This window comes from Aminobacter sp. 01T433, assembly GCF_056398585.1.
Genome location: NZ_JBFTPR010000003.1, coordinates 165388 through 188546 on the forward strand (window position 1 = coordinate 165388; position 23159 = coordinate 188546).

The following is a 23159-nucleotide window of genomic DNA, read 5'->3' on the forward strand; positions in this document are numbered from 1 at the left end:
TATTCCATGACCCTGCTCGAACTCACCAATACCCATTCCAACCTCGTCACGGCGCCGCTGGTCGATATCTCCGGCGTGCGCATGGTCTATCCCAAGGGCGACAATGCCGAACTCGTGGTGCTCGACAATGTGTCGCTGTCGATCCGAGAAGGCGAGATCGTCGGGCTGCTCGGCCGCTCCGGTTCGGGCAAGTCGACGCTGCTGCGCGTGTTATCGGGCCTCGTCACCGCAACCAGCGGCAACGTCAGCTGGTGCGGCAAGCCCGTGATCGGACCCTGCGAAGGCATCTCCATGGTGTTCCAGAGCTTTGCCCTGTTCCCCTGGCTCACCGTGCTTGAGAATGTCGAGATCGGCCTCGAGGCGCTGGGCACACCGGCACCGGAGCGCCGGCGCCGCGCCATCGAAGCCATCGACCTGATCGGCCTCGATGGTTTCGAAAGCGCTTACCCCAAGGAGCTGTCCGGCGGCATGCGCCAGCGTGTCGGCTTTGCCCGCGCACTGGTGGTCCACCCGCGCCTGATGCTGATGGATGAGCCCTTTTCCGCACTCGACGTTCTCACCGCCGAGACGCTGCGCACCGACCTCATCGATCTGTGGATCGAAGGACGCCTGCCGATCAAATCGATCCTGATGGTGACGCACAACATCGAAGAGGCGGTGCTGATGTGCGACCGGATCCTGATCTTTTCGTCGAACCCCGGACGGGTCGCGACCGAGATCAAGATCGACCTGCCGCATCCGCGCAACCGCGACAATCCCGCTTTCCGTCAGCTCGTCGACGACATCTATGCGCGCATGACCCAGCGCACGCCGACCGAAAAGGCCGAAAAGCGGGCCAATGAAGGGTTTGCCGGCACAGGCATCGGCATGGTGCTGCCGCGCGTTTCGACCAACCTGCTGTCCGGTCTGATGGAGGCGCTTGCCGCACCCGCCTATGGCGGCAAGGCTGACTTGCCGGATCTCGCCGCAACGCTGCAGATGGAGGTGGACGAGCTCTTTCCGATCGCCGAGACCCTGCAACTGCTGCGTTTCGCCGAGATGGCCGAAGGCGACGTCCAGTTGAGCGAATTCGGGCGGCGGTTCGTCGATTCCGAAGTCGATGCCCGCAAGCGGCTGTTCGCCGAGCATCTCGTCGCTTACGTGCCGCTCGCCGCCCTGATCCGGCGTGTACTCGACGAGCGACCGAGCCATCGCGCACCGTTCACGCGCTTTTCGGAAGAACTCGAAGACCACATGTCGGAAGAGAGCGCCGAGGCAACCCTGAGGGCAGCGATCTCCTGGGGCCGTTATGCCGAGTTGTTCGGCTATGACGAGCATAGCGGCCAGTTCAATCTGGAGAACCCAGCCTGAGCGCAGGCTAACCGCAAATCGACCAGCGGGAGGGCCACTTCGTCAGCATCAGTTGATGAGGCGGCGCTCCCGGCACCCCGTTGTTGCTTACGAATCCCACGTCCTCGCCAAAGCGCCAAACCGAGCCCGTATCGCCTCAATTTCGTTTGACATTCATTTGTCGTTCGAAATAATCCAAATCGAGCTTTGCAGAAGCTGCACTTGCTGCAGTGCGAAAAGACGACGAAGGCGTGAACATGCCCGACATACATGACATCTTCGTCATCGGCAGCGGTATCAATGGCTGCGGCATCGCCCGCGATGCGGTCGGGCGGGGTTACTCGGTCTGCCTCGCCGAAATGAACGATCTCGCCAGCGGCACGTGGTCATATTCGACCAATTTCGGCGCCGACCTCTACGCGGCGGAGGTGCGCTACCTCGTCGACCATGAATGGGCGGTGACGGCAGAAGACATTTTGTGGCGGCGTACCAAACGCGGTTTCAAGCTCGGCCAGGAGCAGGCCGCGTCACTCGATGAATTTCTCAAGGCATAGGCACGAGAGCCGGCAACGCTGCCGCCTAGCTGCCAATCTTGCCGACGGCTATTAAACTGCCGAGCACAATATCGCCCGGCGTCGATTTGTGAGGGGAGACGGCGCCATACCGCCTCCCCTTCGTGCAGTAGGAGAGGGAAAATGAGCGGCTTTATTCTGGCGATAGATCAGGGCACGACATCCAGCAGGGCGATTGTTTTCGATGCGGCGATGAAGCTCGCCGGCTTGGGCCAGAAGGAATTCACCCAGCATTTCCCCGCCTCCGGCTGGGTCGAACACGACCCGGAGGAAATCTGGGATAGCGTTGTTTCTACCTGCAAGATCGCACTCGAAAAGGCAGGAAAGACCGCTGGCGACATTTCGGCGATCGGCATCACCAACCAGCGCGAAACGGTCGTCATCTGGGACAAAGCGACCGGCAGGCCTATCCATAACGCCATCGTCTGGCAGGATCGGCGGACAGCGTCGCTCTGCGCCAAGCTCAAGGAACAAGGTCTGGAGCCGCGCTTCACCAAGAAGACCGGCCTGCTGCTCGATCCCTATTTCTCCGGCACCAAGATCGCCTGGCTGCTCGATCATGTGAAGGGTGCGCGCAAGCGGGCCGAGCGCGGCGAGTTGCTCGCTGGCACGATCGACTCGTTCCTGATCTGGCGTCTGACCGGCGGCAAGGTGCACGCAACCGACGCCACCAACGCCTCGCGCACGCTGGTCTACAACATTGAGGAGAATGCCTGGGACGCCGAATTGCTCGACCTCCTGCGTATTCCCGCCGCCATGCTGCCGGAGGTCAAGGATTGCGCCGCCGACTTCGGCGTCACCGACACATCGTTGTTCGGCGCCGAAATCCCGATCCTGGGCGTTGCCGGCGACCAGCAGGCGGCGACCATCGGCCAGGCCTGTTTCGAGCCGGGCATGATGAAATCCACCTATGGCACCGGCTGCTTTGCCATCCTCAACACTGGCAGCGACATCGTGCGCTCCAAGAACCGGCTGTTGACCACCATCGCCTACCGGCTCGACGGCAAGACGACCTATGCGCTGGAAGGCTCGATCTTCGTTGCCGGGGCTGCAGTGCAATGGCTGCGCGACGGCATCAAGGTGATCGGCAAGGCCGAGCATAGCGGCGAGCTGGCGGCAAATGCCGACGACACGCAAAGCGTCTATCTCGTGCCGGCCTTCGTCGGTCTCGGCGCGCCGCATTGGGACGCCGACGCGCGCGGCGCGATCTATGGGCTCACACGCAATACAGGCCCTGAGGAGTTCGCACGGGCGGCGCTGGAATCGGTCGCCTACCAGACCCGCGACCTGCTCGACGCGATGAAGAAGGATTGGAAAACCAGGAACGGCAAGACGGTGCTGCGCGTCGACGGCGGTATGGTCGCCTCCGACTGGACAATGCAGCGCCTCGCCGACATCCTGGATGCGCCTGTCGACAGGCCGACAGTGCTCGAAACCACCGCCCTTGGTGCTGCATGGCTGGCCGGCTCTCACGCCGGCGTCTGGCCGAAGGCCAAGGAATTCTCCAAGGCCTGGGCGCTCGACCGCCAGTTCACGCCTCAAATGGAGCCAAAGCTGCGCACGGCCAAGCTGAAAGGGTGGCACGATGCCGTGCGGCGCACGCTGACGCCGAAGTAGCACCAAATCGGGTAGTTCTATCTGGCAAACTTCACAAGTAGCGCCTGTGCTTCGTCAGCGAGCGCACGCGTCAGCTCGGCTGCAGGCATTTCGCGGCCCAAGCGTGCCGCCTGTCCCGACCACAACGACATGAAATCGCCAGAACCCTGCGGCTCCGACTTCGCCCTGAGCGGAGCCATCGCGCCGCCGGCGAGCGGGAACGCGGGCGCCAGATCCGACATCGGACCAACTTCGCGCATGACGCGGTTGACGATGCCGCGCGCAGGGCGGCCGGTGAAGACATTGGTCAGTGCCGTGTGGTCGTCCTTCGCTGTACGCAGGGCGACCTTGTGGGGAGCAGCGATCTTCGCTTCCGGGCAGAACAGATATGCCGTGCCGATCTGCACAGCTGACGCACCAAGCGCGAAGGCGGCGACGATGCCACGCGCGTCGGCAATGCCGCCAGCTGCGATGACCGGGACGCGCACCGCATCGACAACCTGCGGCACCAGTGCAAATGTGCCGGGCTGGTTGGCGACATCGTCAGTCAAAAAGATGCCACGGTGGCCGCCGGCCTCGGCCCCCTGGGCGATGATGGCGTCACAGCCCCTCTGCTCCAGCCACACCGCTTCGTCGGCGGTCGTTGCCGAAGACAAGACCTTGGCGCCGATCGCTTTGACACGGTCGAGCAATGCGGCGTCGGGCAGGCCGAAATGGAAGCTCACCACCTCTGGCCGAAACTCCTCGACGATCTCGCAGAACTCGGCGTCGAAAGGCGCGCGTGCCGAGCGCGGCGCAGGCGTTGCCGGATCGAGCCCCAGCTCGACATAGAAAGGTTGGAGACGGCGCTTCCAGGCAGCTTCGCGCGCGGGATCTTCCTCAGGCTGCTTGTGGCAGAAGAAATTGACGTTGATCGGCCGCGCGGTGCGCTGGCGGATGATGCCGAGTTCCGTGCGCGCCTTTTCCGGCGACATCAGCGCACAGGGCAAGCCACCAAGCCCGCCCGCCTCCGAAACGGCAATCACCATCTCGGAATCGACAGGCCCCGCCATCGGAGCCTGAAGGATCGGAAGTTCGAGGCCCAGAAGATCAAGAATTCGACGATCGGGCCACATGGAGTCTTCCTTGTTTTACATCAGGGCAGTCAGGCCTGCTGGCGCTCGGCCCTGCGCGCTGCAATCTGGCGCATGGCGATGACGCGGCGGCGCCAGATCTCGGTGCGCATCGCCATAAGATGCAGAGTGAAGAACAAAAGGGTAAAGCCAAGCGCCATCGTCATCAGGGGCCACAGCATGCTTGGGTCGATCGTCGGGCCGCCGAGACGGAACACGGAAGCCGGCTGATGCAGCGTGTTCCACCACTCGACTGAAAACTTGATGATCGGGATGTTGATGAAGCCGACAAGCGTGATGACCGCTGCCGCCCGGGCCGAACGTGCCGGATCGTCGAGTGCGCGGGTCAGGGCGATGATGCCGAGATACATCAGGAAAAGGACGAAGACCGAGGTCAGCCGGGCGTCCCACACCCACCATGTGCCCCACATCGGCTTGCCCCAGATCGAACCGGTGAGCAGTGCAAGCGCGGTGAACACGGCGCCAACCGGTGCCGCCGACTTCAGCGCGACGTCGGCGAGCGGATGGCGCCAGACAAGCGTTCCAAGCGCTGCTATCGCCATCACCGAATAGCACATCATGGAGAGCCAGGCGAAAGGCACGTGGATGTACATGATGCGGACGGTGCTGCCCTGCTGGAAATCCTCGGGCGCTGCAAAGCCGAGATAGAGCCCGGCTGCCAGCACCAATGCCGACGCCCCGGCAAGCCAGGGCACGATCTTGTCCACCAGCGCGATGAAGCGGGTCGGATTGGCGAGGTCGCTGAAACGCCAGGCTTGCGAGGTCGTCTGTGTCATGGACGCTAAATAGCCCTGGCAGGTTTTCTTCGCAATCGGTTCCGACGTCGCGGGCGACAATGCAAACGGGGCGCCGAAGCGCCCCGTTCCAAATCTTGCATCAGGCCAACAACCGTCAGGCCGCAGCCTCGACGTGGGTGACGCGGCGGACTTCCTCATCGTTGAGCAGGCCACCGGCGCGCAGCAGCGAGGCAAAACGCCCGTTGCGAGCCGAAAGCTCGGCGAAGCCACCCATCTCAACGACATGGCCACGATCCATGAACACGACAAGATCCGCGTCGCGGACAGTGCTCAGTCGGTGCGCAATGATGAAGGTCGTGCGGCCGTCGCGCAGCATGTCGATGGCGTCCTTGACCCTGTTCTCGGTCTCGACGTCGAGCGCGCTCGTCGCCTCGTCGAGAACCAGGATCGGCGCGCTCTTGAGGATGGCGCGGGCAATCGCGATACGCTGGCGCTCGCCACCGGACAGCTGTCCGCCGCGCTCGCCGACATTGGTGTCGTAGCCTTCGCTCTTCGACAAGATGAAGTCCTGCGCGGCCGCCGCACTTGCAGCAGCATGCACTTCCTCATAACTCGCGCCGGCGCGGCCGACGCGGATGTTGGCCTCGATCGAGCGGTTAAGCATGCCGGCGTCCTGGAACACGGTGGCGATCGAATGGCGCAGCGACTTCTTGGTCACCGTGCGCGTATCGATACCATCGATGAGAATGCGGCCCTGGTGCGGCGTGTGGACCCGCTGCAACAGGTTGATCAGCGTGGTCTTGCCCGCACCCGTCGGGCCAACGATGGCGACCGTCTGGCCGGCGCTGACTTCGAAAGAAACGTCGGTGACGCCCTGCCCCGAATTCGGGAACTCGAAGCTGACATTCTCGAAGCGCACGTGACCGGTGACATTTTCCAGCTCGCGCAAACCTTCTGGCTCGCGATCATCGCCCGCGGAGTCCTCAAGGCGATAAAACTCTTCTAGCTTCGAACGCGCATCGAAGATCTGGTTGGCGAAGTTGGAAACCTGGTCGAGCCTGCTGATCAGCAAAGCGGCGAAGCCGGTGAAGGCAACGATGTCGCCAATGCGCAACTGGTCCTTGCTGACGAGATACGCGCCGATCAGCAGCACGACCATCATCGAGATGGTCGAGGCCAGCCGGTGCATGGCCGAAGCCAAAGCCCACCAGTCGAGGACCGGGTTCTGCGTCGCGATCAGCGCCTTCACATAGCCGCGAAGGGCTTCGGTTTCCTGGCCGACACGGTTGTAGCTCTGCAGCACCGCGACGTTGCTGACCGAATCCGAGACGTGGGAAAAGACCTTGTGGTAGTGGCGCTCGACCGAGGCCTGACCTTCCTTGGTCTTGCGCATGACGAGCCGGCCGATAGCGATATAAAGCACGCCCAGAACCATCAGCACCAGCGACATGCGGGCGTCGAGCGAAAACGCAGTCGGGACAAGCAGCACCAGCGCCACCGCCGTCGACAGATGCGTGCGCATGAATTCGAGCCACAGGCTGAACAGTGCTTCGATCGCACGCAGCAAGGTGTGCAGCGAATGCGACGTGCCGCTCTGCTGATGCCAGGCTAGCGGCATGGTGATGACGCGTTCGAACGACTGGCAAAGCACCTCGCCGCGCCGCGCATGAGCGAGGCGGTCGGCGCCGCGCGCCACCAGCACGAAGGCGACGATATTGAACGCGCCGAAGCTCGCCCATAGCGCCATGGTCGGCACGACTTCTGTCTTCCCGGCGATGGCATCGATGATACGCCCGAACAGGATAGGCTCAGCAATAGTGACGATTGCCAACACAATGTTGGCAGCGCAAATCAACCCGACCTTCTTGCCGTCTGCGGCAAGATAACGCAGGGCTCTCCAATAGACTTCAAGCAACGACACTTTGGTACCCCTTGAGTCCCGTTCGTCCCTTTATTGTGCACTGCACCATGGCCGACAGATAGCGACCTCAGGTCCGCAAGACAATGCGCAGATAGCCGTTGGGTTCAAAAAAATCGACCAACACATTTCAACGGCCCGTAATCTGGTGTGATCCGATAAGGAATTGAGAACTAACGTAAAAAAGGCATCGTTGCGGCGAAATGATGACGAAGATCGCGGACTAGCGCATTGACGCAAAAAAAGGCAAGCCCGATTTGCTGATTGAATGAAAAAGAGCGCCGCCCGTCGTGTTGACGCGCGGCGCTCCAATCATCCTTGTCGCACGGCTGGCTAGGCCGGAATGCGGATTATTACTTCGACCTCGCCGCTGTCGCGCATGGCAAAGGACGCGTCCTTGCCCTTCACGCCATCGACTTCGGCTTTCACAGCTTTAGCGGCTTTGTCCCTCACCACCCGCAACCTGTAGACGGCGCCGCCCAAACGAAGCGTGGCCGAATAGCCTTCCCAATGCTTGGGAATAGCTGGCGAAACCACCAGCCGATTGCCGCGCTGGGAGATGCCGAGGATGCTTTCGACGGCCGCGCGATAGAGCCAGCCGGCCGAACCGGTGTACCAGGTCCAGCCGCCGCGCCCTGCCTTGGAGGCATCGGCATAGACATCTGCCGCCACGACATAGGGCTCTACCCGATAGGTCTCGGCTGCCTTCTCGTCGAGCGCATGGTTGACGGGGTTGAGCATGGAGAAGCAGCGGTAGGCCTCGTCGACCTGCCCCATTTCCGCCAAAGCAATGACAAACCACGTCGCGGCATGGGTGTACTGACCGCCATTCTCGCGCACACCGGGTGGATAGGCCTTGATGTAACCCGGATCTTTTTCGGTCTCCGAGAAAGGCGGCGTAAACAGCTTGATGAGCTGCAGCTCGTCGTCGACCAGCATTTTTGTCGCCTGCGCCATGGCGGTCTGCGAGCGGGCTGGGTCGCCCTCGCCCGAAATCACGCTCCACGATTGCGCGATCGAGTCGATCTTGCATTCGTCGGAATTTCGCGAACCAAGAGGGGTGCCGTCATCGAAGCTGCCGCGACGATACCATTCGCCATCCCAGGCGGCATTCTCAAGCGCCCGCTTCAAGGCATTGGCGTGCTTGTCCCAGGCGTTGGCACGCTTGGAATCGCCCTCGGCCTTGGCCAAGGGGGCGAATTCGCCCAGGGTTCTCAGCAGGAACCAGCCAAGCCAGACACTGTCGCCCTTGCCCTCTTCGCCGACACGATTCATGCCGTCGTTCCAATCGCCCCCAAGGATCAGCGGCAGGCCGTTTTTGGCCGTCCGCTTGATCGCAATGTCGAGCGCACGCGCGCAATGCTCGTAGAGCGAGACCTTCTTCTTCGACGCTTCCGGCGTGAAGAACGCATCGTGCTCGCCCGGATTGAGCGCCTGGCCTTCGATGAAAGGCAGTTGCTCGCCCAGGATCGCTGTATCTCCGGTCACCGAAACGTAGCGCGCGGCAGCACTCGCCAGCCACACGACATCGTCAGAGATCATCGTGCGCACGCCCGCGCCGGTGCGCGGCAGCCACCAATGCTGGACATCGCCTTCGGCGAACTGCCGGCCAGCCGCAGTCAGGATCTGCTCGCGGGCGAGGCCTGCGTCATGCATCAGCAGCGCTAGCGTGTCCTGCAACTGGTCGCGGAAGCCAAATGCGCCGCTTGCCTGATAGAAGGCTGAGCGCGCACGGATGCGGCAGGCAAGGCTCTGATAGGGCAGCCAGTTGTTGACCATTGCGTCGAGCGCCTTGTCGGGCGTCTCGACCTCGATCGTGCCCAGGAAAGAGCGCCAATTGCGTTCGTTCTCAGCCAGCCTCTGGTCGAAATCGACCTTGAGATGGCGGGTTACAAGCGTGCTCGCCTCTTCGTCCGAGCCGGCGTCTCCGAGCAACCAGAGCAGCGTGACAGAACCACCCGCGGGCACCTCGATGTCCCTTGATATCGCCGCACATGGATCAACGCCTGCCTCGACGCGGCCTGTCAGCTCGACGCCGAGCGTAACTGCGCGTGGCGCCTCGACCGTTCCGCCTGAGCCGATGAATTCATGGCGATCGGAGGTGACCGAACTGGCCTTGCCATCCATCGCCATGAAGGCAACGCGCTCGCCGAAATCAAGCCCGTAGGTGTTGCGAGCCAACAGCGCCCCGGTTGCTGTGTCGAGCGAGGAGACGATATTGGGCGCGGTCTTGGCCCGGCTATTGCCGAGCACCCACTCGACATAGGCATAGACCTTGAGTTTTGCCGGCACAGCGCCGCTATTCTCAATACGCAGGCGCGAGATGCGAACCGGGTCGTTCGGGTCGACAAGATGGGTCAGTTCGGTGGACAGCGTGCCACGCTTGGAGCTGAAGGTCGAGAAACCCTGGCCGTGGCGGGCCTCATAGGTTGCGCCCGCGTCGCGGGCGACAGCTGCAATCGGCGAATATGTCCGCCCGCTGGCACGATCGAAGATGTAGATCGCCTCGCCCGGACGGTTGGTCACCGGGTCATTCGACCATGGCGTCAGCTGGTAGTCGCGGCTGTTGCGGCTCCAGGTAAAGGCAGCACCCTCGGCCGAGCTGTGGAAACCGAAGCCCGCATTGGCAATGACGTTGATCCAAGGCTGCGGCGTGGCGCGGGCTCCATTGAGGCGCACGACATAGTCGCGCCCGCCAGCGTCAAAGCCGCCGAAGCCGTTCCAATATTCCAGCCCGTCGCCGACGCTCTTGCGGGCGCTACGTGCAGGCGACGTTTGAAGCGCCGCCGTGTCAGGCCTGTCGGTAGCCTGGGCAGCCATGAGCGCGTCGCGCGCCTGAAGCGCTGCGGCCTCGGCCCGCTCTATCTGGTCGAAGATAGTGCCGTTGCGGGTGTGCAGGCACACACGGGCGACAGCCAGCAGCGTGCGGTACGACGCCTCGTCCATCAGGTCGCGGCGCACAGCGAAGATGTGCTGGCGAGGTCCGAGCTCCTTGCCGCGCAGGCGGCTGTTCTCGCAAAGTGCCTCGATCGCCTGCTGCAGGTCCTGCACGTAGGAAGACGCCTGCTCGTTGACGATGACGAGGTCGGCGACAAGGCCGCGTGCCCGCATATATTCCTGGAACCGGAGCACCTGGGCGATAATCTCGATGTCGGCGATATCGCCGATCCTGATCGCCAGGATGGGGAAATCGCCAGAGATCGCCATCGGCCATAGTGCCGACTGCCGGCCAAGACCGGAAGCGATGGCATCCGCCGACAGGCGCAGGAACGGATCGGGATAGATCAGGTAGCGTGCCAGCTTCTGCACATTGGCGGCGTCGGTGAGATTAAGGCCAAGATGCCTGGTCTGCACCTGCGAGCGCGTCCAAGACAGCATCGCCTGGCGCGGGAAGCCCTCGGGGTGGTCAAGCCGGGCGACCGTCTCTTCGACTTCCTCGCGGGTCGAACCGACGATCGTCCAGAAGGTCAGCGACACTTTCTTGTTGGCCGGCACGCGGACACGCCGGCGAAGGGCTGCCACAGGATCGAGCGTGAAGCCGGCGCTGCCCGAAAGCTTGGCGCCGGGATCGAAAGCCGCCGCATCGGCGATGGTGCGGCCGCGGCCGATGAAGGCGCGTCGGTCGGTTTCGGCTTCGGTGTCGCGCACGAAACCCGACTGGTCGGTGACGAAATGTGCTGCCACCACCGATGGCTCGTTGGCTGCCCGCGTGCGGCGGGTCGCCAGGATGGCGCTGCCGTTGTGGGTGATTTCGGTCTCGACGAACATCTTCGAGAACGCTGGATGCGCGTTGTCATTGGCTTCGGGTGCGAGCACCAGCTCGGCGAAGGAGGTCACCTCGATGTGGCGGTCAACGGCTGCGTCGTTCCAGATGGTGACCTTGCGGGCTTCGCCATTGCCTTCGGAGACGACGATGCATTCGACCTCGCTGCGCAGCGAGCCCACGGTCTTGATGAAGCTCGCCTTGTCGTCGGAGAAGACCGTCTGGGTCTGCTCGCCGGTGGCACGCTTTGGCTCGGCCGTCGCGGACCACCAGTCACCGGTGTCGATATCGCGCAGGAACAGGTAGGTGCCCAGTCGATCCTCGGTGGGATCAGGTTGCCAGCGCGTGATCGCCATGTCGTTCCAGCGGCTGTAGCCGGAGCCGGTGGCGGTCACCATCACCGAATAGCGGCCGTTCGACATCAGATTGGTCGAGCGCAGCGCGCGCATCGGATTGAGCACAATGCGCGTGTCGGCGCTGTGATCGGCCGTCTCGTCCTTGGTGTGCTCGGCCACTTCGGTGCGGACGGTGGCGACGGGAATGTCGCGCGGTGCCTTTTCCTGCAACAGAAGTTCGGCTGCCTCGATCACGGGATCGCTGTGGAAGCGGTCGCGCATGCGCCCTTCGAAGATGGCGTTGGCGATCGATACGATCGACATGCCCTGATGGTGAGCCATGTAATTGTAGACGACCGCATGGTCGGTGCCTTCCGGCACGCGCTGCGGCGTGTAGTCGACGGCATCGTAGTAGCCGTAGCGGCCTAGCGCGCCGAGCTTGCGCAACCGCCTGAGGTTGGCGGTCGCCTCGCTCGGCATGAACTGGGCTGCCAGCACCGTCGCATAGGGCGCGATGACCGTGTTCTGGCCAAGGCCACGCTTGAGGCCAAGCCCCGGCACGCCGAAGTTGGTGTACTGATACGTCAGCTCACGGTCGCGGCCATTGTAGGCGGCTTCGGAAATGCCCCACGGCACGCCCTTCGAGCGACCGTACTGGATCTGCCGGCGGATGATCAGCTTGTTGGTCTGGTTGAGGATGCCGCCTTGCGGTTCCTTCATCACCAGCGGCGGCATCAGATACTCGAACATCGAGCCCGACCACGACATAAGCGCGCCCTGGAAGCCGATCTCGACGATCGGCCGGCCAAGCCTGAACCAATGCTCGGTCGGGATGTCACCCTTGGCGATGCCAAACAGGCTGGTCAGCCGCGCCTCGGAGGCAAGCAAGTCATAGCAGCTTTCATCGAGCTGGTGCTCCTCGACGCGGTAGCCGATGGACAGGAGCTTGCGCTCGTTGCGCATCAGGAACGAGAAATTCATCTCGAAGGCGAACTTGCGGGTTCGCTCGCGCAACTCCACCAGCTTGGTCCGCAAGGCGGTAACGGTCTGGTCGTCGCTGTGGGCGTCGTGCACATGCGCCTCACAGGTGACTTCGAGCGTCCTTGCCCAATCGGCCAAGGCTTCGCTCTTTGTCGAGGTGGCCTCGGCGTGGATGGCGCCCGCGAGCTTGCGGATTTCACCTGACAGCACCGCCAGATTGATGGTGCGGATCGACGCCATTTCAGGCTGCGACTTGATGGTTTCCACCGCCCGGCGCATGCCGTCGATGCGGTCAATGAGCCTCTGGCGCAACGGCCTCAGCTGCCTGCGATCGTCAGGCAGTTCGGCGACGCTCTCCTCGATGATCGAAACAATGTCGAGAATGCCGTCGAAGTCGCCCTGCAGATGGACCGACGGTGCCTCCGCCCATTCCGCACAGGCGGCAGCGACCGCCACAAGATGGCCGGCGAGATTGCCGCTGTCGACGCTCGAAACATAGAGCGGGTAAAGCGGCCTCAGGCTCGTGGTGTCATACCAATTGTAGAGGTGGCCCCGGTAACGCTCCATTTTCTCGATGGTCGAAACCGTGGCATCGATGCGGGCAACAGCGTCGGCAAGGCTGATCCAGCCGAAATCGCGGGCCGAAACAACCGACAGGAGATAGACGCCGATATTGGTTGGCGAGGTGCGGGTGGCGATGACGCCTGTGGGGTTTTCCTGGAAATTGTCCGGCGGCAGATGGTTCTGCTCAGGCGTCACGAAAGTTTCGAAATAGTGCCAGGTGCGGCGCGCCACCGTGCGTAGCATGTGCACATCCCATGGTGCGACATGCAGCCGGTCTTCGGTCTCGGCCGAGCGGCTGATCAGGCAGGCGAACGCCGGCGAGCCGGCCCAGAAGATGGCAAAGGCGAACGCGACGAAAGCTCCGGTCGAATCCGTCATCACCGGCAATACCAGGCCGATAAGGGCGATGATCACCGCGCCATACATCATGCGGTAATAGGCGGCGAGATCGTTGTCGCCCGACTTGTGGGCCTGCGAGGCGGTGCGCCACTCCAGAAGGTTCTTGCGGCTGACGAACAAGCGGTAGAGCGTGCGGATAATGGCGTCGCCCATCATCCAGGCGAGATGCGCCATCAACACGATCTTCAGCGCCACCATCGCCGTGCCGAATGCCAGGTCGCGGGCGAGCGCGCTGAAATGGCCACGCGGCGTGGCATCCCGGTTCTTGGGCAGGATGGCGTCGATGATATCGAAGGTCGGCGCCATGAACAGGGTGAGGATCAACAGCGCCTGCCACTGCGCGGCCTGGGTGAACGGCAACAAAGTCCATCCGGCAATCGCAGCCATGACCCAGAAGATCGGGGTCAGCGAGCGACGGAGATTGTCGACCATCTTCCAGCGCGACAGTGCCGGCACACCCGACTTCGGATCAAAGATGAAGCCGAGCAGCTGCCAGTCGCCGCGCGCCCAGCGATGCTGGCGCGAAGCGTCGACCGAATAGCGGGTCGGATAATCCTCGACCACCTCGACATCGGTCACCAGCGCCGAGCGGGCGAGCGCGCCTTCGAGCAGATCGTGGGAAAGCACGGTGTTTTCGGCGATGCGTCCCTTGAGGGCCGCTTCCATCGCATCGACATGGTACAGGCCCTTGCCGGTGAAGGTGCCTTCGCCGAAGACGTCCTGATAGAGGTCGGAAACGGCAAATACATAGGGATCGAGGCCACGGTGGGCCGAAAACACGCGCTGGAAGAACGAGGCTTCGTCGCCAGTCGTCAGCGACGGCGTCACGCGCGGCTGCAAGATCGCATAGCCAGCCGTCACCAGGCGCTTTTCGACGTCGAACTCAGGGCGATTGAGCGGATGGCACATCTTGCCGACCAGCTTGGTCACCACGCCGCGCGTCATGCGCGTATCGGCGTCGAGCGTCATGACGTGAACGACGTTATCGGGCAGCGGCGTGTCGGTCGGCATGAAGGTGGTGTCGCCGTCGCCGCGCAGCAGCAGATTCAGCTCGTGCAGCTTGCCACGCTTGCGTTCCCAGCCCATCCAGCAGCCCTGCGCCGGGTTGTAGAGCCGGCGGCGGTGCAGCAGGTAGAAGCGCGCTGCGCCTTCGCTTGGATAGCGCTGATTCAGCTTGGCGATTTCGCGGCGCGCGTAGTCATAAATCTCACGGTCGCTGACCGAAATCTCCGCCTGGCTGTCGGGCCAGTCCGACAGTACCGCAAAGTGAATTTCGCCCGACATGTTGGCGAGATAATGCACCTCGATGTTGCGGATATTCTCTTCTACATCGTCGCGCGAGCCGATCAGCGATGGCACCACGACAAGCGTGCGGGCTTCCGCAGGCACGCCGTCCTTGAATTCGTAGCCGATAAGGCGGGTCGGCTCGAGGAACTTGAGCACGATGGTGTTGAAGAAGGCGAGCGCGCCTTCGCTCGCCGGCACTGCAAACAGCGTCAACATCAGCACGATCGCTGCTGTCGTCATGCTCGGCAAACCGAGAGCGGCAAGCGCATTACCCGCCAGGAAAAGCAGCAGCACCGTCAGGGCAAAGACCGGGAGAGCTATGCCCACCCAGTTGGTCTTGCGAAACGCACGATTGATCAGACGCCCGATGGTCGGGCGATAGCCGATCGCCTCCTCCAGCTCCTGCCGGCGCGGGCCGACAAGGAAGAAGCCGACATCGGAGCACTCTTTTTGCAAGCCGTCGCGATGCTCGGCCGGGGCAGGCCTTTCGGTGTGGGCGAAATCGGTCGCACGCTCGGCAACCTGAAATTCGGACAGGTTGGAGTGACGGGCCAGTTCTTCGATCGCAGTGCGATACTGGTCGCGCGAAGCAAAATCGAGCGCGGCAAAATTGGTGCGTTCGCGCAAGAGCATGTCGACACGGCTGACATCTTCGAACCAGACGGTCCAATCCTGGTCGTCGATGAGACGAAGGCCACGAATAATATTGCCGGTGGTAACGTTGCCGCTCGACAGCGTGTGGTGTTCGCCGATGATGATTTCTTCGGCGTCGCTGCCCGACTTCTCAAGCTCGTCTTCGAGCCAGATCAATGCCTTGCCGGCGTTTTGCGAGCCGTCACGCAAGCGATAGAGCAACTGCGTGGCAAAGGTCGTGTCGCGGGCATGGACGGCATAGGCCTTCAGCAACGCAAGACCGTCGTCCTGTTCCTGCACGCTCTGCAAGCGGTCGGCGACGTCGTTGGCGATGGCGCGCATCTCGCGCGCGCGGTTGACCCGCACGGCGATGCGCCGCAGGTTTTCGACCAAAACGAAACGCAGAAGTGACGGAAGCGCCCAAAGCTCGCCGATATGCAGCGGTTCGACGGACTGGTAGCCCTCGACTACAGCCTTGAACATCTGCGCCGACACGGTGCTGTCGGAATGGGCGACATAGACCCAGGCGATGGCGAGCGCGCGTGGCACCCGCTGTCCCTCGGTGAGTTCGATCGTCGGCAATTCGCGATAGAATTTGCGCGGCAGGTCGCGCTTGACCTGATAAATGGTCTCTTCGACCAGATAGTTGTTGTCGAGCAGCCATTGCGCGGCGGGCGTGATCGGTTCGCCCCTGCCCTGCGCGGCATTGGTGTCGCGATAGACCTGCAGGATCTTTTTGGCGCTCTCGCGGATGCGGGCGTGGAAGTCGAATGCTTCGAGACCAAAATACGAGCGGAGCTCCTTGCGCGCCAGGCTTTCACCCGTCGCCCTGAGGCGGTCCTCATGCAGCACTGTGGCCCTGATCGGCTGTTCCGCGACAGCCGGGAAGCTGGGCACTACATCTTTGATCCGGCGCAGGTCAGTCTGAATATTCATCTACAGCATTTCCGTTTGACAGAAAGTCCGCGGCGCCTGTCGACGTCGCGGACCTGTCGCATAAACCGTTTCAAACAAGAATTGGTTGCATCGCAACACAACAGGTCGATAGATCGCTCTCGCACCGCCATTAAGTGGAAAATATGGCAGCGTCGGCGCCCACGCCGCCACGCGTCTCATAGCAGTGCCGGGCAAAGATCGGAACGCAAGGATTCGGGCTTTTTCGTGTTTTGATTGCTGAAATTTGGCCATGTTTCAGGCAGCGTCCGTCAAAGGGCTTCGTGTTGGCTTGTGCGAAGCCGAATCTGCATCCTGACGTCTTCCCAGTATCCTTTCGACGGCGCGTGTCTCCGCCATGAAAGGCTCGCTGCGCCAGTCACCCGCCTCGCGGCAACACAGTGTAGACCCTGACGACAAACTGATGGAATTTGACCATGTATTCCTTCAGGAACTCAGCGGTTTCGTCATTGGTCACCTCGCCATCGTCGGTGATCAGGCCGGGCTTGAACTGGATGTAGGCTTCGGGCGCGTTCATCTGCGGCGAATTGCAGAAACTGAGCACGCTGCGCAGGCTTTGCTGGGCCACCGCTGTGCCGATCGCACCCGGCGACGCCCCGATGACGGCCGATGGTTTGCGGGTGAAAGAATTGCTGCCATAGGGCCTGCTCGCCCAATCGATGGCATTCTTCAGGCCGCCGGGGATGGAGCGGTTATATTCGGGTGTAACGAACAAAACAGCATCGACGCTGGCCAGCGCCTTCTTGAAGGCGCGGGCGGGCGGCGGAAAATCAGCGTCATAATCATAGCTGTAGAGCGGCAGGTCCCGAAACGGGATCTCCTCCATGTGGAGATGTTTCGGCGCGAGCCTGACCAGAGCCTTGGCGAGCTTACGGTTGATCGAGCCGACAGCAAGGCTGCCGACCAAATAGCCGACCTTGTAGGTGTCCATGGCACATTCTCCATTACGCCGCACGACAACCATCGGCGGCCTGACCTACCCGTCCCCACGGGGATAGTTGGCCAGTTCCATCAGGATGTCACGACGATTTTGGAGATTGCTCGGTCAATGGTTGCGAATGACGACGTGCAGAAGCGTCACGGGCTCGCTCGGTTCGATGCTCAGGATCGACGGCCCGTCGTAGAGATGCAGCGTGTCCAAAGCTGAAAGCGTCTCGTGGCCGATGCGCGCCGAGCCCGAAGCCAGGAAGACCAGATTTGCGCCCTCGCCTAAAGCGATTTCGGTCGGCTCGGAAAACTCCAGCCGCGCGACCACATGGCTGAAGCGGCCACGTCGGGTCATGACGTTGAAATCGAGGACGGGGCCATCGATCAAGGTGGCGCCGGTGCTCACATCGCCGGGAAACGCATAAGGCCGCGACTGCGGCGTGAGTTCGACCGACGACGCATCAGTTGCGGCTAGGCGCATAGAGCCAGCAAGAACCGTCAGTGTTCGGTCAATGCCGGCAAAAACGGAGAATGGCCCGCCGGACGCCACCTGCGCCATCGAGATGCGCCAATCGAAACTGTCGAGCCCGGCCTTGGGTGGCCAGGCCATGATTTCGGTCGTCACGCCACCGCCGTTCTTCCACGGCATCGGGCGGCGGTCGGCATGACGAATGATGCGCATGGTTCAGCCCAGAATACCCGGCAGATCGAGGCCGTGCTGCTTGGCGCAGTCGACGGCGATGTCGTAGCCGGCGTCTGCATGACGCATCACGCCGGTTGCAGGGTCGTTCCACAGCACACGTTCGAGACGCCGCGCCGCATCATCCGTACCGTCCGCAACGATGACCATGCCCGAATGCTGCGAGAAGCCCATGCCGACGCCGCCGCCATGGTGCAGCGACACCCATGTGGCGCCCGATGCGGTGTTGAGCAGCGCATTCAGCAACGGCCAGTCGGATACCGCATCAGAGCCGTCCTTCATCGCTTCGGTCTCGCGATTGGGTGAAGCGACCGAGCCCGAGTCGAGGTGGTCACGGCCGATGACGACGGGCGCTTTCAGCTCGCCATTGGCGACCATCTCGTTGAAGGCAAGACCGAGCCGGTGACGATCGCCGAGACCGACCCAGCAGATGCGCGCCGGCAGGCCCTGGAAATGGATGCGCTTGGCCGCCATGTCGAGCCAGTTGTGCAGGTGCTTGTTGCCGGGTGTCAGCTCCTTCACCTTGGCGTCGGTCTTGTAGATGTCCTCCGGATCGCCCGACAGTGCTGCCCAGCGGAACGGGCCCACACCGCGGCAAAACAGCGGCCTAATATAGGCTGGCACGAAGCCGGGGAAATCGAAGGCGTTTTCAACGCCCTCTTCCAGCGCCATCTGGCGAATGTTGTTGCCGTAATCGACGGTTGGCACGCCCATCTTGTGGAAGTCGAGCATGGCGCGGACCTGGACCGCCATGGAGGCACGAGCCGCCTTTTCGACAGCCTTAGGGTCACGCTCGCGCTTTTCCTCCCACTGCGCCACGGTCCAGCCCTGAGGCAGGTAGCCGTTGACCGGATCATGCGCCGAGGTCTGGTCGGTGACAGCGTCCGGGCGAACACCGCGCTTGACCAATTCGGGGAAGACATCGGCGGCATTGCCGAGCAGCGCAACCGAAATCGCTTTTTTGTCCTTGCCGGCCTTGGCGATGATTGCGAGCGCTTCATCGAGGTCCTCGGCCTGCACGTCGACGTAGCCGGTCTTCAGCCGCATCTCGATGCGGCTTGCCTGGCACTCGACGGCGAGGCAGGACGCACCGGCCATGGTGGCGGCGAGCGGCTGCGCGCCACCCATGCCGCCCAAGCCGGCGGTCAGGATCCAGCGGCCGGAAAGGTCACCGCCATAATGCTGGCGGCCCATCTCGACGAAGGTTTCGTAGGTGCCCTGAACGATGCCCTGGCTGCCGATGTAGATCCAGGAGCCGGCCGTCATCTGGCCGTACATCATCAGACCCTTCTTATCGAGTTCGTTGAAATGGTCCCAATTGGCCCAATGCGGCACCAGGTTGGAATTGGCGAGCAAGACGCGCGGCGCATCCTTGTGGGTGCGGAACACACCCACCGGCTTGCCCGACTGGACGAGCAACGTCTCGTCGCTTTCCAACTTGCGCAGGGCGCCGACGATACGGTCAAAGCTCTCCCAATCGCGCGCAGCCCGGCCGATGCCGCCATAAACGACAAGCTCGCCCGGCTTTTCGGCGACCATCGGGTCGAGATTGTTCATCAGCATGCGCAGCGGTGCTTCGGTGAGCCAGCTCTTGGCCGTCAGCTCGGTGCCGGTGGCGGCGCGGATGACGCGGGCATTGTCGATGCGGGTATGTTGGGTCATGCAAAAACCTCCCTTGGAGTGGGTGTCAGCTGCCCGCCCAAGCGAGCGCAGTTTTGAGGATGTCCGTCAGCGTCGCCCTGATAGGGGCGGCGAAATCGGCGTCGTAGCGCACCGGCCAGTTCGACGGCTCGCCCTTGCCTTCGGGCTCGAGCAGGTAACCGCGATTGGCGATCTCCATCTGCAACCCATGGATGCCGTTGGCGGGATTGGCGTGATGACGGGTGATCCAGCCGCCCTTGAAGCGACCATTGACCACCCACGGGCGTCCGGTCGCCGCGATGATCGCAGCGACTTTCTCTTGCAACACCGGATCGGTGCTCTTGCCGTCATTGGTGCCGAGATTGAAGACCGGCAGCCGGCCTTCAAACAGGCGCGGCAGCACCGAGCGGATCGAATGGCAATCGTAGATCACGATCTTCGGATGCAAGGTCCTGAGGCGCGCGATCTCGCTTTCAAGCGTGGCGTGATAAGGATCGAAATAGGCGGCACGCCGCCTGGAAATCTCATCCGCATCCGGCTCCTGCCCTGCTTTATAGAGCGGGTCGCCATCGAAGGTGACGGTCGGGCAAAGCTCGGTCGTCGTCTGGCCAGGATAGAGCGAAACACCTGAAGGGTCACGGTTGACGTCGATGATCGAGCGCGAAACCGTGGTGCGCACAATGGTTGCGCCGAGATCTTCTGCGAAAGCATAGAGCTGATCGATCCACCAGTCGGTGTCGCGCCGTGCCAGCCAAGGCGACACGAAACGGTCGTCGAGGCCGACAAGATCGGTCCCGGTGTGCGGCAAGCTCACCAGCAAAGGTGAATTGCCACGGATAGTCGTAAGCCAGGGCGTGTCGCTCATGCCTGGGCTCCCGATATCTGCGGCAAGCCAACACCGGCAATCGCCTTGACGATCGCGCCGCTGCGCACCAGGGCAATCGCCTTTTCCATATCAGGATGGAAATGGCGGTCGTCGTCGAGATGCGGAACCTGCGCGCGGACGACCTTGCGCACCGCTTCCAATGCGTCGCTCGACGCCATCGGAGCGTGGAAATCGCAGCCCTGTGCTGCCGCAAGCAATTCGATGCCAACCACGCCACAGGCATTTTCGATCATCGACAGCAGGCGGCGCGCGCCGTGGGCGGCCATGGAGACGTGATCCTCCTGGTTGGCCGAGGTCGGGATCGAATCGACTGATGCCGGATAAGCCTTCTGCTTGTTTTCCGAGACCAGTGCCGCAGCGGTCACCTGTGGGATCATGAAGCCGGAATTCAGCCCCGGCTTTGGCGTCAGGAACGCCGGCATGCCGGACAGTGCCGGGTCGACAAGCATGGCGATGCGGCGCTCGGACAACGAACCGATCTCGCAAACGGCCAAAGCGATCATGTCAGCGGCGAAGGCCACTGGCTCAGCGTGAAAATTGCCGCCCGAAAGTGCTGTATCGTCCTCAGTGAAGATAAGCGGGTTGTCGGTGACACCGTTCGCTTCGGTACCGAGCGTATCGGCGGCCTGGCGCAGCAAGGTAAGCGCTGCCCCCATCACCTGGGGCTGGCAGCGCAGGCAATACGGATCCTGCACGCGCTCGTCGCCGACACGGTGGCTCTCGCGAATGGCGCTGCCGGCCATCAAATTGCGCAAAGCGTCCGCGGTTTCGATCTGGCCGCGATGCTTCCTCAACACGTGGATGCGCGGATCGAAAGGCGCGTCCGAGCCCTTGGCCGCATCAGTCGACAGCGCACCGGTGACGAGTGCCGACTGATAGAGCACTTCCGCCTCGAACAGGGCAGCCAGCGCATAAGCGGTCGAGAACTGTGTGCCGTTGAGCAGCGCCAGGCCTTCCTTGGCGCCCAGCGTGATCGGCTTGAGCCCATGCGTGACGAAGGCCACCTTGGCTGGCACGATGCCATGCGGGGTATGGCAATCGCCAACGCCGATCATCGTTGCCGTCATGTGCGACAACGGGGCCAGATCGCCCGATGCGCCCACAGAGCCTTGCGCCGGGACCATCGGGATGACGTCCCTGGCGAGCATCGCCTGCAGAAGGTCGATCGTCTCGGGCCGCACGCCCGAGGCACCCTGCGCCAGGCTCGCGAGTTTGAGCGCCATCATCAGCCGCGCCACAGCCACCGGCATCGGCTCGCCGACGCCCGCGGCGTGGCTCAGCACGATGTTACGTTGCAGCGTTTCGAGATCGCCCGTCGGGATACGCACGCTGGCGAGCTTACCAAAGCCGGTATTGATGCCGTAGACCGGCTCGCCCTTGGCAACGATCCGCGCCACGGTCTCAGCGCTGGCCTTGATCTTCGGCCGGCAGGCCGCGTCGAGTTCGGGAACCGCGCCGCGATAGATTGCGCGCCAGTCGGCAAGCGTGGCATTGCCCGGGTTCAACACAAGCGTTGTCATTTCCCTCTCCAGATACGGGCATGGAGCGGGTTGAACCCCATGCGATAGACAAGTTCGGCCGGGCTTTCGATGTCCCAGATGGCAAGGTCGGCCCATTTTCCTGTTACAAGCGTGCCGGTTTCGGGCAGCAAGCCGAGCGCACGCGCGGCCTCGCGGGTGACACCGGCGATGCACTCCTCGACCGTCATAGCAAACAGCGTCGCTGCCATGTTCATGGTCAAAAGCAGCGAAGTCAGTGGCGATGTGCCGGGGTTGTTGTCGGTGGCGACCGCCATTTTCACGCCGTGCTCTCGGAACAGCGCCACCGGCGGTTTTTTGGTCTCGCGGATGAAATAAAAGGCGCCAGGCAGGATGACAGCAACCGTACCGGCCTTGGCCATGGCGGCGGCACCCGCCTCGTCGGTATATTCGAGATGATCGGCCGACAACGCGCCATAGCTCGCGGCAAGCGCTGCGCCGCCAAGATTGGACAACTGGTCGGCGTGGAGCTTGACGGGCAGGCCCTTGGCCTTGGCGGCATCGAAGACGCGCGACATCTCCGCAGGCGAGAAGGCAATACCTTCGCAGAACCCGTCTACGGCATCGGCGAGGCCTTCAGCCGCGATCTTGTCGAGCATCGGCCCGCAAACGAGGCCGATATAGGCATCCTTGTCGCCATTGGCTTCCGGCGGCAAAGCATGTGCGCCCAGAAAAGTCGTGCGCACCGTCACCGGCCGCAGCTCAGCAAGTTGCCTGGCGGCACGCAGCGACTTGGCTTCGTTCTCCAGGTCGAGCCCATAGCCCGACTTGACCTCGACAGTGGTCACGCCTTCGGCGATCAGCGCATCGAGCCGCGGCAAGGTCTGCGCCACGAGCTCGGACTCGCTTGCGGCGCGCAGCGCCTTGACCGACGAGACGATGCCGCCCCCTGCCCGCGCCACCTCTTCATAGGTGGCGCCCGCAAGGCGCATCTCGAACTCGTTGGCGCGGTTGCCGGCATGAACCAGATGGGTGTGGCAGTCGATCAGGCCTGGCGTGATCCAACGGCCCTGGCAATCTATGATCTCGACACCGTTGTTAAAGCCCGAAGGCAGATCGGCTTCGGGGCCAACAAAAACGATGCGGCCGTCGCGCGCGGCGACCGCGCCATGCTCGACAACGCCAAGACCAGCCAATCCTTCGGCAAGCGTGGCCAGCCGTGCATTGCGCCAGACCCGTGCTGCTGATTGCTCTCCAGCCATGATCTTTTTCGTTTCCTCCACCTGCTGTTATGTATATACATATCAAAACGCGATGCAAGTGCTA

13 protein-coding genes are annotated in these 23159 nt (G+C 62.6%); 3 read left to right on the forward strand and 10 right to left on the reverse strand.

All coding sequences use genetic code 11. The features are described 5' to 3' along the window. Window positions 1–6: 6 nt before the first annotated feature. The 3 genes from AC1DLV_RS06100 (at window position 7) to glpK (ending at window position 3518) form a co-directional block, all read left to right on the forward strand. Window positions 7–1350 (forward strand): ABC transporter ATP-binding protein, encoded by a 1344-nt coding sequence (locus AC1DLV_RS06100; protein ID WP_476798663.1) that lies wholly within the window; start codon window positions 7–9, stop codon window positions 1348–1350. Window positions 1351–1586: 236 nt separating this feature from the next. Next, entirely contained in the window at window positions 1587–1883 is a 297-nt protein-coding gene (locus AC1DLV_RS06105; protein ID WP_476798664.1) for an FAD-dependent oxidoreductase, read from the forward strand. A 141-nt stretch (window positions 1884–2024) separates the two neighbouring features. Then, window positions 2025–3518: a glycerol kinase GlpK gene (gene glpK / locus AC1DLV_RS06110; RefSeq protein WP_476798665.1), complete on the forward strand. Its 1494-nt coding sequence runs from the start codon at window positions 2025–2027 to the stop codon at window positions 3516–3518. Window positions 3519–3535: 17 nt separating this feature from the next. Here glpK and AC1DLV_RS06115 read toward each other — a convergent pair whose 3' ends face one another. From AC1DLV_RS06115 to hutI, 10 genes are all read right to left on the reverse strand, one after another. Beyond that, window positions 3536–4612, reverse strand: coding sequence for an NAD(P)H-dependent flavin oxidoreductase (locus AC1DLV_RS06115; protein WP_476798666.1), 1077 nt, complete (start codon window positions 4610–4612; stop codon window positions 3536–3538). Between the two features lie 29 nt (window positions 4613–4641). After that, on the reverse strand, window positions 4642–5406 hold the full coding sequence (locus AC1DLV_RS06120; protein ID WP_476798667.1) for a heme ABC transporter permease: 765 nt from the start codon (window positions 5404–5406) through the stop codon (window positions 4642–4644). A gap of 115 nt (window positions 5407–5521) precedes the next feature. Beyond that, window positions 5522–7288: a glucan ABC transporter ATP-binding protein/ permease gene (locus AC1DLV_RS06125; protein ID WP_476798668.1), complete on the reverse strand. Its 1767-nt coding sequence runs from the start codon at window positions 7286–7288 to the stop codon at window positions 5522–5524. A 330-nt stretch (window positions 7289–7618) separates the two neighbouring features. After that, entirely contained in the window at window positions 7619–16183 is an 8565-nt protein-coding gene (locus AC1DLV_RS06130) for a GH36-type glycosyl hydrolase domain-containing protein (protein ID WP_476798669.1), read from the reverse strand. Window positions 16184–16559: 376 nt separating this feature from the next. Beyond that, window positions 16560–17132: an NADPH-dependent FMN reductase gene (locus AC1DLV_RS06135; protein WP_476798670.1), complete on the reverse strand. Its 573-nt coding sequence runs from the start codon at window positions 17130–17132 to the stop codon at window positions 16560–16562. Between the two features lie 114 nt (window positions 17133–17246). After that, window positions 17247–17810 carry a HutD/Ves family protein gene (locus AC1DLV_RS06140; protein WP_476798671.1) on the reverse strand — a complete coding sequence of 188 codons (564 nt, stop codon included), beginning with the start codon at window positions 17808–17810 and terminating at the stop codon, window positions 17247–17249. Window positions 17811–17813: 3 nt separating this feature from the next. Further along, window positions 17814–19490 (reverse strand): urocanate hydratase, encoded by a 1677-nt coding sequence (hutU, locus tag AC1DLV_RS06145; protein WP_476836130.1) that lies wholly within the window; start codon window positions 19488–19490, stop codon window positions 17814–17816. A 25-nt stretch (window positions 19491–19515) separates the two neighbouring features. Then, a complete protein-coding gene (gene hutG, locus AC1DLV_RS06150) occupies window positions 19516–20334 on the reverse strand; it encodes an N-formylglutamate deformylase (RefSeq protein WP_476798673.1) in 819 nt (272 codons plus the stop codon). Further along, window positions 20331–21875: a histidine ammonia-lyase gene (gene hutH / locus AC1DLV_RS06155; RefSeq protein WP_476798674.1), complete on the reverse strand. Its 1545-nt coding sequence runs from the start codon at window positions 21873–21875 to the stop codon at window positions 20331–20333. The genes hutG and hutH overlap by 4 nt, the downstream gene beginning before the upstream one ends. Next, complete coding sequence (hutI, locus tag AC1DLV_RS06160; protein WP_476798675.1) at window positions 21872–23095, reverse strand: imidazolonepropionase; 1224 nt, start codon at window positions 23093–23095, stop codon at window positions 21872–21874. Before hutI ends, hutH begins: the two co-directional genes overlap by 4 nt. Between the last annotated feature and the right edge of the window lie 64 nt (window positions 23096–23159).

Excerpts from the sequence above, each read along its gene's own strand:
- AC1DLV_RS06115 (WP_476798666.1), bottom strand. The coding sequence starts at position 4,612 with ATGTGGCCCGATCGTCGAATTCTTGATCTTCTGGGCCTCGAACTTCCG.
- AC1DLV_RS06120 (WP_476798667.1), bottom strand. The coding sequence starts at position 5,406 with ATGACACAGACGACCTCGCAAGCCTGGCGTTTCAGCGACCTCGCCAAT.
- hutU (WP_476836130.1), bottom strand. The coding sequence starts at position 19,490 with ATGACCCAACATACCCGCATCGACAATGCCCGCGTCATCCGCGCCGCC.
- hutH (WP_476798674.1), bottom strand. The coding sequence starts at position 21,875 with ATGACAACGCTTGTGTTGAACCCGGGCAATGCCACGCTTGCCGACTGG.
- AC1DLV_RS06130 (WP_476798669.1), bottom strand. The coding sequence starts at position 16,183 with ATGAATATTCAGACTGACCTGCGCCGGATCAAAGATGTAGTGCCCAGC.
- glpK (WP_476798665.1), top strand. The coding sequence starts at position 2,025 with ATGAGCGGCTTTATTCTGGCGATAGATCAGGGCACGACATCCAGCAGG.
- AC1DLV_RS06105 (WP_476798664.1), top strand. The coding sequence starts at position 1,587 with ATGCCCGACATACATGACATCTTCGTCATCGGCAGCGGTATCAATGGC.
- hutI (WP_476798675.1), bottom strand. The coding sequence starts at position 23,095 with ATGGCTGGAGAGCAATCAGCAGCACGGGTCTGGCGCAATGCACGGCTG.
- AC1DLV_RS06140 (WP_476798671.1), bottom strand. The coding sequence starts at position 17,810 with ATGCGCATCATTCGTCATGCCGACCGCCGCCCGATGCCGTGGAAGAAC.
- hutG (WP_476798673.1), bottom strand. The coding sequence starts at position 20,334 with ATGAGCGACACGCCCTGGCTTACGACTATCCGTGGCAATTCACCTTTG.
- AC1DLV_RS06135 (WP_476798670.1), bottom strand. The coding sequence starts at position 17,132 with ATGGACACCTACAAGGTCGGCTATTTGGTCGGCAGCCTTGCTGTCGGC.
- AC1DLV_RS06100 (WP_476798663.1), top strand. The coding sequence starts at position 7 with ATGACCCTGCTCGAACTCACCAATACCCATTCCAACCTCGTCACGGCG.